The sequence below is a fragment of the Chitinophaga sp. ARDCPP14 genome (assembly GCF_051362515.1).
Classification (GTDB): Bacteria; Bacteroidota; Bacteroidia; order Chitinophagales; family Chitinophagaceae; genus Chitinophaga.
This window is the reverse complement of sequence record NZ_JBKIXB010000001.1, coordinates 958,595-971,892: the sequence shown is the minus strand read 5'-3', so window position 1 is coordinate 971,892 and position 13,298 is coordinate 958,595. Positions and strand designations below refer to the sequence as shown.

The following is a 13,298-nucleotide window of genomic DNA, read 5'->3' as shown; positions in this document are numbered from 1 at the left end:
AAATTCGTCTTTACCTGATAAGGGTAATATTCCCTTTCAACAGGTTTACAGCACCTTTGTCACACACTACTTCCACATAGTATACAAATACATCCGGGTTCAGGATGGCGCCTTTGTAACGGCCATCCCATCCCGAGGATGGATCATTGGTATTCACTCCGGTACGTTCAAATACCAGTTGTCCCCAGCGGTTGAAGATCCTGAAAATGCGGATGGACTGCATACCGCGGCCCCGCACATAGAAAACATCATTCTGTCCATCGCCATTGGGAGAAAATGTATTGGGGATGAATACATTACCTTCATCGCACACCAGCTTGATAGCTACATCGTCGGTACTTACACAGCCAAACTGGTTGGTTACCTTTACATGGTAAGTAATATCGTCTGTGGGCGTGGCCGTAGGCGTCAGGCAGTCGTAACAGCTCAAACCAGTTACCGGCGTCCATTCAGTTTTAATAATATCGCCGCTGCCTGTTACCGGCAATGGAATAACAGAGCCGGTAGCTATCACCATATCCGGACCGGCATTCACTACCGGTACCGCACGTACGTAAACTCTTGCTAACGCAGTATCTGTGAAGCAGGTGCTGTTGTTATAACCCACTACCTGGTAAGTGATATTGCCATCCGGACTGGCAACGGGATCGGCAATATCCGCGTGGTTCAAGCCCCTGGCGGGAATCCACTGGTAGCGTAAGGCACCGCCTGCATTCATTTTTACGCTTTCTCCCGCACATATTTCGGCATCCTGCGCGTAAATTTTGAACGGCTGCGTAACGGTAACGGCTATTTCACCAGTATTCGTACAACCGTATTCGTTAGTGGCGGTAACCCGGTAGAAGGTATCGATATCCGGCATTGCCTGCGGCGATACGCTGGTTACGTCGGAGATGTTGTAATCAGTCCAGTTTACTGCTACATTGGCGGTGGTATTCGCCTGTAACTGTAATGCCGCACCACGGCAGATAGTGGCCGAAACCGGAGAAGGATTTAATACCGGTGAAGGATGTACGATCATCTGAATAGTAGTTTCTGAAGGACAGGAACCATCACTGTTGGTGATCGTTAATACCACCGGTATGGTGCCGGTGCTGTTTAAAAGTATTTCCGGCGGAACAGGTACGTCGTATGTTTGCCCGGTTCCTATCTGCCAGTGCCACTTGGTGCCTGGTATATTTTTGCTGTCGCTGCCGGACAGCTGTACCTTGCCAGACACACAAAGCGGTAAAACAGGAGCAATGACGGCCACCGGTTGCGGCGGAATTACCACCGGCAGGATCTTCTCATCTATACAACCATAGGCGCTGGTTACTACCAGTTTAACATGAGTAGTTCCAGGCTGCGGATAATTAAACAAGCCGTTCACGGTGGCAGCGCTGTTGCCGGGATTACCCGGTGCGCCAAAGTCCCAGGCATTGGTGAAATCAAGTGCAAGTGAATCTTTGGTTAACGTTTTACTCTTGTTGGTAAAAGTTACTTCACCACCGCCACATACCTGGAAATCATTGGTAGCAAAATCAGCTATTGTTTGATCTACAATAATCTTATCGTTGCCTGCCGCTTTTACCACGCAACCCTGATTGTCCAGTAAAGATACACGCGGATAATATATGCCTGCCTTGGTATAGGTGTGTGCCGGGGATACCGGTGTGGTAGAAGTAAGTACGGTACCATCATCGAAGTCCCACATATAGCTGTCGGTTTTAACAGAGGTAGCGCTGATACTGATTGCCAGCGGCACACAACCCTGTGTAGGCGTGGTTTTCATGGTGCCGTCCGGTCCTTTGATGGTAATAGGAAGCGTGGCAGTGCTGGAGCAACCTCCTTCTGAATATACAGTGAGCACTACGTCGTAGGTGCGTGCCCGTGCGTATATATGCACATCGGGATCATTTTTGGCGGAAGTGCCGTTATCACCAAAATTCCAGCTGGAGTTTACAAAATCAGTAGACGTATTGGTAAATAATACTTTCACCGGCGGGCACAGGTCCAGGTTATCCGGTATCGTGAAAGATGCTTTCGGATCAGGAACCCTGATGGCATTTGTTTTGGTGATTTCATCCGTACAACCCGCGGGGGTGGTTACTTTGAGTGTTACGTTATATTGGCCAGGGGCGCTGTAAACCTTTACAGGTCTGTTTCCCGTGCCGGTGGTATTGTCGCCGAAATCCCATGCGTAGTTTTGGATAGTACCCTGCGACTGATCCATAAATGTAAACGACTTATCCAGGCAAGCGATATTGGATGGTACCATAAAGTCGGCCTTCACCCGGTCGAAACGAATCACTTTCTGGATTTTCACTACACAACTAAACTGATCGGTGACGGTTAATGATACCGTGTAATCGTTCGCGTTAGTATAGGTATGTTTTATGTCAATGGGTTGTGTAGTATAATTCTCTTTGCTGCTCTGATCCCCGAAATCCCATTCCCAGTTGAGTATGCTGTTGCCGCTGTTTACGGTAGACTTATCCGTGAAGCTGAAAATCTCATCTTTACATCTCTTGCCGGTATAATCAAAATCAGGTGTAGCCCCGTTTACATCAATGCTAAAGGGTGGGGCTTCGCGGATACAGCTGTTTTTATCTGTAATGGTAAGCTTAATGGTAAAGGTGCCTGTTTTGTTATAGGTATGTGTGATACCATTGGCAGGATTAAAATTGTAAGCCGGTATATTTTGAATGGCGCTGCCGTCGCCCCAATCCCAGTTATATTCGTTGATATTGGCATTATTCAGCGGTCCTAATGAAATGTGGATGTTTTCTCCTTTGCATATCCTGGGCTTATCAGCAGTAATAACGGGCTTTTCATCAATGATGTTCACCGATTGCGTAGTGGTAGAAGTACAGATACCATTGTCGATGGTGAGCCGTACCTGTTTCAGACCTGTTGTCTGGTACCGGAAATCCGGATGCTGATCGGTGGAAGTAGCGCCGTTTTCGCCAAATTCCCAAAGCCAGGATTTTACTGCGGTGGGAATAGGCCCAAAGGTGGAATTGTCCGTGAATTTACGGTGATAGGGATCCAAGCAATCCGGTGCAGTTTCAAACCGTGCAATAGGTGGAATGATCTGGATATAATTCCGTTTTATTAACTGCTCAATACAGCCATTATTGTTTACTGTGAGAATGATATCATGACTGCCGATTTCGTTGAAGGTGTGGTTGGGGTTTTCTTCCGTACTGGTGCTGTTATCCTGTACAAATGTCCAGATCCAGGAAGTACCACGGGGAACAGACAGGTTGGTGAACTGTACCGGGTCTTTAGCGCATGATTTCAGGGGGGTGGCAACAAAATCCACTACTGGTCTTGTTCCTGCCATAACAATGGTAGTGCCGCTGGCAGTACATCCGCCTGCTGTGGTTACGGTAATGGTAACCGTGAAAGTTCCCTGTGTGGTGAAAATATGATGGGGCCTTGCATCGGTAGAAGTGCTGCCGTCGCCGAAGTTCCATTGATAACTGACAATAGGATCGGTAACATCCAGTTCTACGTAGAAGTCTGCCGGCAAAGGGATACATCCTTTCGTTGCGCTGCGATAAATACTCAGGTTGGGTTTGGCAATGTTGATGTAACCAGGATTGGTGACTGTTTTATTGCAGCCCGAAGCATTGGTGGCGGTGAGACTTACCGTGAATGATCCTTCGCGGGTATAGGTATGTGAAGGGTTTTCGAGCGTAGCAGTAGTGCCGTCTCCAAAGTTCCAGTTCCATGCAGTAGCGTTGGCGGATTGCGCGTTGAACTGCGTGGTAAAAGGCGTATTGCATGCGCTGAGTGGCGTAGCTACCGGGTTAATTTGTGGAGAGGGATTTACGTGAATCGTTTGCTGGATCTCTTCCATGCAGGTACCGAGGGTAGCCTGCATTTTCACGACATAGTCGCCCGGCGTGGCAAATTGTTTTACCGCGTTTGCAGTGGTTTGAGTAGTGCCATCCGGGAATGCCCAGGTCACCTGGTCCGGAACAGGTTGTGTGGTATTGGTGAAGTTAACCGGTTGATCAGCACAGGGTGCTGAAAAAGTAAACGCTGGTTTCACTTTTTCAATGACGATATACGCTGTTTTAGTAAGAGGAGTGGAGCATCCACCGGAGGTAGTGGCGGTGAGCTTTACGGTGAAACGGCCTTCCCTGGTATAGGTATGCTGGTTGGCGGTGCCGGTAGTGCCATCGCCGTAATCCCAGGTATAGGTCACCGGATCGGGCGAGTTATTCACCGTATTGTTAAAGAAATTTACCATGAATGGCGTGGTGCAGCTTTGTGTTTTGTCGGCCGAGAAAGCCGGCGTAGGCGCACTTTGTATTTTCACTGGTTCGGGTCCTTTAAATGCCGTACATCCGTAGCTGTTAGTTACAGCGCTGAGTACATTATAAGTGCCTGCCTGCGTATAGGTGTGTGTAACATTTGCGCCTGTGGCGCCTCCGCCGTCGCCGAAATCCCAGGTAATATCTGCAATGCTGCCGTCTCCCGGGGCAGACTGGTCCCTGAAAGTAGCCATGAAGGGCGCGCATCCGGTGGTGTTGGGGATAGTGAAGTTGACAAGGGGTTTGTTATATACCTGGATGTCAAGTTGTTTGACGATGGTATTGGCGCCGTAGGTAGCCGTTAGTTTAACATGGTAAATGCCGGGGTCCTGGAATGTTTTGGAGGGGGTGAGGTCGTTGGTCACATTGGCGCCAAGTCCGAAATCCCATTCTATCTGTTGGTAGCCTGCATCTAATGTGGCGGTAAAGTTCACCAGGAAAGGAGGACAGCCTGCTAATTTATCTGCATTGATGGCAACTGACTGCGCACGGGCAGCAACGGCCAGGGCCATCACCGGCAGCAGACAAAGCAAAATATGTTTTGTGACAATCCACAAATAATTGTGTAGGCTTTTCATGGCATAGGTTGGCGTTAAGGCCTTTTCACAGGTATATTCAAAGCATAAAAATAGTAATAATGTTTGGAAAAGCGATGCATTTATGTATGTGGCTGAATGGCCGTAACTTAGCATAAAAAGCAATGCCGGATATGGATAGTCAGTATTGGAATGACCGCTATCTGAAAGGAGATACGGGCTGGGATATGGGAGCGGTGTCGCCACCCCTGAAAGAGTATATTGATCAGCTGGTGGACCGGGATATTCGTATACTCATTCCCGGTGGAGGCAACAGTTACGAGGCTGCTTACCTGGCAGGCCAGGCTTTCAGCGATGTAACGGTGCTGGATATTGCACCGGCATTGGTGGAACAACTGAAAAAAACGTTTGCCCGTACCCGTGTGAAAGTGCTGGAAGAAGATTTTTTTGCGCATAAAGGCAGTTACGACCTGGTATTGGAACAAACATTTTTCTGCGCGTTGCCTCCTTTCCTCCGGATGGATTACGTGGACCACATGTATTCGCTGATCAAACCTGGCGGGCACCTGGCAGGGGTGTTATTTAACCGTCATTTTACGCAGGACGGGCCGCCCTTCGGTGGTACAGCAGCGGAATACACCAAGTTGTTTTCTCACTTATTTGATATAAAAACGTTACAGCCCTGTTATAATTCTCATCCGGCCAGGCAAGGTGCAGAGTTGTTTATTAATTTTATGCCGAAAATAAAGAAGATATGGGACGAGTTTTCTTAGCCATCTTATTGATGCTCACAGGCATTACCGTAATGGCACAGGAGCGGCAGGAAGTGGATGCCGCGGAATTTGAAAAGGATATTCAACAGCCGGATGCACAGGTGTTTGATGTGCGTACCGCCGGGGAATTCAGTACCGGGCATTTGCCGCATGCCTTACAGGCCGATTATACAAAGAAAGAAGAATTCATGGACCGGGTGCAGTACCTGGACAAGAAAAAGACCGTTTATATTTATTGCCTGAGCGGCGGCCGCAGCACCGCCGCCGCCAAATGGATGAGAGAGCATGGTTTTACGGAGGTAGTGGAGCTGGATGGCGGCATCAATGCGTGGAAGCGGGCAGGCAAACAATTGGAGGGCGTCGCTGAAAAGAAGCCGCAGCTTACTATAGCGGATTATAACAACGCCGTTCATGCAAAAGGAATGGTACTTACCGATGTTGGAGCTGCGTGGTGTCCTCCCTGTAAGCAGATGGAGCCGGTGCTGGAAAAATTCTTCCAAAAACATCCGCAGGTAAAGAGGGTATTGGTAGATGGCGGTAACGACCAGGACGTAATGAAATCTGTTGATGCAACTAAGCTGCCTACTTTTATTTTTTATAAGGATGGTAAAGAAATAGCGCGGAAGCAGGGTGTGATGGAGCTGGCAGAGCTGGAGAAGCTGGCGGGGTTGTAATCGAAGTATACTACAAGTAACAGGAAAGTCCGGAACCATCTTTCACAGATCGTTCCGGACTTTTATTTTAGAAACCGTATATCCCGGCATATTTCGCTTTCGCGTATTCCAGGAACTCGCCAAATACCAGTTGTTTCCCGGTTACTTTCTCGCACAATTCATTTGAGGTATAAAATCTTCCAAACGGGTGAACGTTGGTGCGCAGCCATTCCAGTAACGGCTGGTAATCACCGCCGGCAATACGTGCGTCCAAACCAGGTACTTGTTTTTGTGCAGCAGCAAAAAGCTGGGCGGCATAAAAACTGCCGAGTGAATAGGTAGGGAAGTAGCCGAAGCTGCCGTGCGACCAATGGATGTCCTGCAATACGCCATGAACATCGTCGGGTACCGTTACGTGCAGGTATTGACGGTAGTATTCATTCCAGGTGTGTTTCAGATCTTTTACATCAATGCTGCCATCGATCAGTCCTTTTTCAATTTCATACCGGATCATGATGTGGAAATGATAGGTGAGCTCATCTGCTTCCGTGCGGATGAGGGAAGGCTGCACTTTATTAATGGCTTTATAGAACGCATCCAGCGACACGTTTCCGAGGTTTTCGGGGAAGAGTTGCTGCAGGCTGGGATAGTGATATTGCCAGAAAAGAAGGCTACGGCCCACGTTGTTTTCCCAGAGGCGCGACTGGGATTCATGTATGCCAAGGCTGGTGGCTTCTCCGCAGGGAAGGCCGTATTGTTCTGTAGGGAGCCCCTGCTCGTAAAGGGCATGGCCACCTTCGTGGATACAGCTCCAGGTCATGTTACCAAAATCATTTTCATCGATGCGGGTGGTTACCCTTACATCAAGTGGACTGAAGCTGGTGGTGAAAGGATGTTCTGAAACGTCCTGCCGGCCTGCTTTCAGGTCGTATCCCATACCTTCCAGCAGGGCGAGGCCAAATTTCCATTGTACATCGCGGTTATAATGCAGATGAAGGAAATCCTTATTGATAGCGGGTTGTTGTTCTATTTGGCTGAGCAGTGGTGAAAGGGCGGTTTTCACTTCATTGAAAATGGTATCCAGCATACCGGTATGGGCGCCTTTTTCATATTCATTCAGGAGGGCGTTGTAGGGATGTCCTTCATAGCCGAGGATATCCGTTTCCTGTTTTTTCAGTTCAACCATCCGGGCGAGCGCCGGGGCGAAAATGGAATAGTCGTTGGCTTTGCGGGCTTTTATCCAGGCGTGATAGCTTTCGTTGGTCACTCTCGACATTTCTGCCACAAAGGCTGCCGGGTATTTTTTATTCTTTTCAAAGTCTTCTGTGGAAAGAATGATATTTTTCTGTTCTACAGGATTCAGTGTGGTATTCCCTTTCAGGGCCTGGAGGATGGCTTCCAGTTCCGGGGCGGTGAATAATTCGTGAGCTATGGAGCTGAGGGTGGTGATCTGCTGACCGCGGAATCCCGCGCCTTTTTCCGGAAGATAGGTTTCCTGGTCCCATCCAAGTACCGCCAGGGCATTTCTTACGTCCGCAATTTTTTGCATTTTTATTTTGTAATCCGCATACTGTTCTGCTGTAGATTTGCTTCCGGGCATAAAAGATATTTTTTTGCAAATTTAGCAGATGCCGGGAATGAACCATTAATTTTTGCAGATATGAAGATAAAAGAGATCATACAGGCCATCGAACAGTTCGCGCCTTTGCAGTACCAGGAGAGCTACGACAATGCCGGGCTTATTTTCGGGCGGGCAGATGTGGAGGTGACCAACGCCCTGCTTACCCTGGACGCCACTGAAGCTGTTATTGACGAAGCCATTGCAACCGGATGTAACCTGGTGATTGCCCACCATCCCATTGTTTTCGGGGGATTGAAGAAGATTAATGGGAATAATTATGTAGAACGGGTGGCTATTAAAGCCATTAAACATGATATTGCCGTGTATGCAGCGCATACCAACCTGGATAATGTACGGAACGGGGTATGTGCGCAGATGGCGGCTAAACTGGGGCTGGAGCAAACGCGGGTATTGCAGCCTAAGCGGGGATTATTAAAAAAGTTATTCACATTTGTGCCTTCGGCAGATGTGGAAACGGTAAGGGCTGCCTTGTTTGAAGCGGGCGCCGGCCATATTGGCAATTACAGTGAATGCAGCTTCAACGGCGCGGGGGAAGGCACGTTTAAAGGGGCGGAAGGCACTGATCCTTACGTAGGTACGCCCGGAAAACGACATTTTGAGGCCGAAATAAAGTTGGAAGTAATTTTTCCGGTATATTTGGAAGGAAAAATTTTACAGGCGCTGTTGAGCAGCCATCCCTACGAAGAGGTGGCTTATGACATAGTAAGCCTGGAAAATGCTTATCAGCAGGTGGGTTCGGGATTGATAGGTACTTTGCCGGAGGCAATGGAAGAGCTGGAATTTTTACAGTTTGTAAAGGAGCAGTTCCGGACTGGTTGTGTGAAATATACTCCTTTGAGAGGGCGTCCCGTAAAAAAAGTGGCGTTGTGTGGTGGAGCGGGCAGTTTCCTGTTGAAACAGGCAATATCGGCCGGGGCAGATGCCTATATTTCGGCTGATTTCAAGTATCATGAATTTTTTGACGCTGACAATCAATTAATTATAGCAGATATCGGACATTTTGAGAGTGAGCAGTTCACAGTGGAATTATTTTATCATATATTGACCGAAAAATTCCGTAATTTTGCGCCTCTTAAATCTACGATTAAAACAAACCCGGTAAATTATTTATAATACATGGCAACCGTAAAAGAATACTCCGTTGAAGAAAAATTAGCGTCTGTACTCAGATTGCAAAAGATCGATTCCAAGCTGGATGGGATCCAGGTGTTGAAAGGGGAGTTGCCGATGGAGGTAAAAGACCTGGAAGACGAGATCGAAGGCCTGAACACACGTCAGTCTCACATTGAGAATGAAATGAAAGGTATACAAGACTTTGTTGCCAGCAAGAAAAACGCCATCAAAGAAGCGGAAGCGCTGATCAAGAAGTACGAGAAGCAGCAGGATAATGTGAAGAATAACCGTGAGTTTGAAGCCATCACCAAAGAAATGGAGATGCAGGCGCTGGAAATCAAGCTGGCTGAAAAGCATATCAAGGACGCTAACGAAGAGATCAAGGAAAAAAGCCGCGTACTGGAAGTAGCCAAGAAAGCGGTGGCAGATAAGGAAGCGAACCTGAAGCACAAGAAAGGCGAACTGGAAAAGATCATCGGCGAAACAGATAAAGAAGAGAGAGCATTCCGCAAAGAAAGTGAAGATGCTAAAACCAAGGTAGATCCCCGCTTATTGCAGGCTTACGAAAAAATCCGTAAGAACTACCGCAACGGTTTGGCTGTAGTAACTGTAGAGCGTGATTCCTGCGGTGGTTGCTTTAATGCGATCCCTCCTCAGCGTCAGGCAGAAATCCGTCAGCACAAAAAGATCATCGTTTGTGAGCACTGCGGACGTATCCTGGTGGATAACGATCTCGAAGCGACTGTGACTATCTAAAATATAGTCCCTCAGCAATAAGTATTTAAAAGGACATCTCCGGATGTCCTTTTTCTATTGGTGTATGTGCATAAAAAAATATACTAATTTATTTAGTTTTGTTTTACTAATTATATTAGCTTTGTGTATATTGCCGTTGCGCAGGTACCTTGCGTAGTAGTTCTTTTATTTTGTGGCAGGGATTTAGCTAAAACAATGCAACTTTAAAAAATGTGAAGTGTTATTTGGGATTTGGAGGATGTTATGAGAGATTTGGCCTTTAATTTTGGAATTTTTCCCCGTATGCGTATTATTTTTTCTTTGTTGTTATTGTTGAGTGTAGGATTTAACGTGAGCGCCAGGCAGAAAGTATTTGATTTTAACACCCGCTGCGAGCAGGCATATGATGCCATTATGCAGCTGAGGTTAAACACCGGTAAGGCTTTGCTGGAAGCAGAAAAAAAAGAGCATCCGGATAATCTGGCGCCCTATTTCCTGGATAACTATGCAGATTTTTTCCCACTCTTCTTTAATGAAGACCCTGCAGAGTATTCAAAGAAAAGGAGCCTGCGTTCCTTCCGGCTGAATAAAATGGCAGAAGGTTCCCCGGACTCGCCTTATTACCTGTACACACAGGCGGCCATCAAATTCCAGTGGGCCCTGATCAAAATAAAGTTTGATGAAAAATGGGATGCGACCTGGGAGATCCGGAAAGCATATATCATGCTGAAAGAAAATCAGCAACGGTTTCCGGGCTTTGTTCCCAACAACCTGCTGCTGGGCGCCATGCAAACCGTATTCGGCACTATTCCGGAAGGCTATAAGTGGATCACCAATATCCTTGGCCTTAAGGGCAGTATGAAAGAAGGGATGGCAAATGTGAATAAGTTCATTGAGAGCAATGCGCCCGAAGCCAGAATGTTCCGGGAAGAATCTTACTACTATTATTGCTACCTGATGTTGTTTATTGTGAATAAACCGGAAGAAACGTGGGAATTCTTACAAAAAAAACAACTGGATACTAAAAATAACTACCTGTTTGCTTTAATGGTGGCGAACCTTTCTTTAAACAACCAAAGGGCAGCTACCGGCATAAAAGTGTTGCAGGAACGGAATGATACAGCGGAGTATGCGGACATGCAGTATTACAATTATGTAATGGGATTACTGAAATTAACACGGCTGGATCCGGATGCACATATTTACCTGGAGCGGTTTGTCAGTAATTTTAAAGGCAAGTTTTATGTGAAGGAGTGTTTGCAGCGACTCAGCTGGTATTATTACCTGGAAGGAAACCAGGCTGCGGCAGATAAATACCGCGCCCTGATCCTCACAAAAGGAGGACTGGAAACGGACGCCGACAAACAGGCACTGAAAGAAGCCAAAACCGGTAAATGGCCCAACCCATTCCTGTTGCGCGTACGTTTACTGAGCGATGGCGGATATTTCAATAAAGCGCTGGCATTGCTGCTTACCAAAAAAGCGGCTGAATTCCCTGCGATGGAAGATAAGCTGGAATATGCCTACCGTTTGGGCCGCATATATGATGAAAGCGGGCAGGATGATCAGGCCATTGCCATGTACGAGGTAACCGTGAAAGTGGGCACCAACAGGCCGGAATATTATGCTGCACGGGCTTCCCTCCAAATGGGTTACATTTATGAAAAGAGAAACGAAAAAGCCAAAGCCATAGAATGTTATCAGCGTTGTCTGAACATGAAAGGCCACGATTATAAGAATTCCCTTGACCAGCGCGCCAAAGCAGGCATGCAGCGGGTAAACGGAACCTGAGCTTTCAACATCATAAAGGAATTTCCTTACTTATGTTACAGCGACTAACCATCAAGAACTACGCAATTATCGATCACCTGGAAGTAGACTTCTCAGGGAACCTGAATGTGATCACCGGAGAAACCGGTGCAGGTAAATCTATCCTCCTCGGAGCCCTTTCCCTGATACTCGGAGAAAGAGCAGACCCGGGAGTATTGTTCGATAAAACCGGCAAATGCATCATAGAAGGGTTCTTTAAAGTAAAGAAATCACAGGTGGCGGCCTTCTTCCAGCAACATGAGCTGGATCTGGAAGATCAGCTGATCATAAGAAGAGAAGTGAGTGCTGCCGGTAAATCAAGGGCGTTTGTAAATGATACGCCGGTGAACATCTCCCAGCTGGCAGAACTCAGCGGATACCTGGTAGACCTCCATCAACAATTTGATACACTGGCGCTCGGTAACGCCGATTTCCAGCGCGAAGTGATCGATGCCCTGGTAAACAAACCAACGGAACTGCAACAGTACCACCAGGGATTTGTTCAGTACACACAGGTACAGAAGAAATACAAACAGCTGCTGGATAACCGCGACAATGCCAACAAAGAGCTGGACTATAACCGCTTCCTGCTTGATGAACTGGCGGAAGCAGGCTTCAACACCAACGAAATAGAAGAACTGGAAGCAGAACTGCAAACATTGAGTCACGCAGAAGAAATAAAGAACACCCTGAACCGGGTTTATTTCCAGCTGAAGGAAGATGAACAACCCATTCTTCAACAGCTGAAACAGCTGCAGTCATCGCTGCAGGCCTTATCTGCCTTCCATAAAGAGATGCCCGCGGTATCTGAACGGCTATTGTCCACTTATCTCGAACTGCAGGATATTGCCGGTGAGGTGGAAAGCATCAACGACCATGTACAATATGATGCGCAACGGATAGAACTGGTGAATGAAAGAATGGCGCTGGGTTACCGTTTGTTCAAGAAACATGGGGTGCATACCACTGCCGAACTGCTGGCCATAAAAGAAGTGCTGACACAGAAAGTAGAGGATGTACTGAACCTGGACGAACAGCTGGCATCACTGGAGCAGGAACAAACCCGGCTGAAAGAAAGCCTGCAGCAAGCGGCCGCAGTCATCACCGGGCATCGCCAGGAGCAGGCCGGTCCTTTTGAAAAACATGTAAACACTTTACTGGCGCAGGTAGGCATGCCTAACGCCCGCCTGAAAGTAGACATCATACCCGGAGAACTCAATTCATACGGACAGGATACCATCGAATTCCTGTTTGACGCTAATAAGAGCAACCAGTTTGCACCAGTGGGCAAAGTGGCCTCCGGTGGGGAATTGAGCCGCATCATGTTATGCATCAAGTCGCTGGTAGCCCAGTCGGTAGCGCTGCCTACCCTGATCTTTGATGAAATTGATACCGGTATTTCAGGAGAAGCTGCCCGCCAGGTGGGTGTTATTCTGAAAGATCTGGCCAAATCACACCAGATCATCTGTATTACCCATCAGCCACAGATAGCCGGGAAAGCAGATGCACATTACTTTGTATATAAAGACGCTAAAGCGGATAAAGTAACTACCAGCGTACGTTTATTGTCGCAGGACGAGCGGGTGAATAAAATTGCCCAGATGCTGAGTGGAGAACGGCCTACTGCCGCTGCGCTGGAGAACGCCCGCGAAATGCTGGCCGTACATTAATAAACTGCTATCTCATAATAGCTGTTAGCCTTTAGCAGGCTGCATTTAGTTAAAGACTAACCG

Annotated in this window: 8 protein-coding genes; 6 read left to right on the top strand and 2 right to left on the bottom strand. The window is 47.5% G+C overall.

Annotated features, from left to right (window positions below; genetic code table 11):
- Positions 1-10: 10 nt before the first annotated feature.
- Complete coding sequence (locus ACLHR0_RS03735; protein ID WP_436484840.1) at positions 11-4,882, bottom strand: PKD domain-containing protein; 4,872 nt, start codon at positions 4,880-4,882, stop codon at positions 11-13.
- Between the two features lie 131 nt (positions 4,883-5,013).
- Here ACLHR0_RS03735 and ACLHR0_RS03730 point away from each other — a divergent pair, with 131 nt between their 5' ends.
- Both ACLHR0_RS03730 and ACLHR0_RS03725 read left to right on the top strand, forming a co-directional pair.
- The gene (locus ACLHR0_RS03730) at positions 5,014-5,613 is read left to right on the top strand and encodes a methyltransferase (protein WP_429044891.1); all 600 of its coding nucleotides are present in this window, start codon (positions 5,014-5,016) and stop codon (positions 5,611-5,613) included.
- Positions 5,595-6,287: a rhodanese-like domain-containing protein gene (locus tag ACLHR0_RS03725; protein WP_436484838.1), complete on the top strand. Its 693-nt coding sequence runs from the start codon at positions 5,595-5,597 to the stop codon at positions 6,285-6,287. The genes ACLHR0_RS03730 and ACLHR0_RS03725 overlap by 19 nt, the downstream gene beginning before the upstream one ends.
- Positions 6,288-6,354: 67 nt before the next feature.
- Here the strand turns inward: ACLHR0_RS03725 and ACLHR0_RS03720 are convergent, their stop codons facing one another.
- Positions 6,355-7,866, bottom strand: a complete 1,512-nt coding sequence (locus ACLHR0_RS03720) for a carboxypeptidase M32 (RefSeq protein ID WP_436484836.1) — start codon at positions 7,864-7,866, stop codon at positions 6,355-6,357.
- Positions 7,867-7,926: 60 nt separating this feature from the next.
- Here ACLHR0_RS03720 and ACLHR0_RS03715 point away from each other — a divergent pair, with 60 nt between their 5' ends.
- The 4 genes from ACLHR0_RS03715 (at position 7,927) to recN (ending at position 13,235) form a co-directional block, all read left to right on the top strand.
- On the top strand, positions 7,927-9,021 hold the full coding sequence (locus ACLHR0_RS03715) for a Nif3-like dinuclear metal center hexameric protein (RefSeq protein ID WP_436484833.1): 1,095 nt from the start codon (positions 7,927-7,929) through the stop codon (positions 9,019-9,021).
- A 3-nt stretch (positions 9,022-9,024) separates the two neighbouring features.
- Entirely contained in the window at positions 9,025-9,777 is a 753-nt protein-coding gene (locus ACLHR0_RS03710) for a zinc ribbon domain-containing protein (protein ID WP_370909391.1), read from the top strand.
- Between the two features lie 282 nt (positions 9,778-10,059).
- A complete protein-coding gene (locus ACLHR0_RS03705; protein ID WP_436484831.1) occupies positions 10,060-11,547 on the top strand; it encodes a tetratricopeptide repeat protein in 1,488 nt (495 codons plus the stop codon).
- A gap of 32 nt (positions 11,548-11,579) precedes the next feature.
- Positions 11,580-13,235 carry a DNA repair protein RecN gene (recN, locus tag ACLHR0_RS03700; protein WP_436484829.1) on the top strand — a complete coding sequence of 552 codons (1,656 nt, stop codon included), beginning with the start codon at positions 11,580-11,582 and terminating at the stop codon, positions 13,233-13,235.
- Positions 13,236-13,298 lie beyond the last annotated feature (63 nt).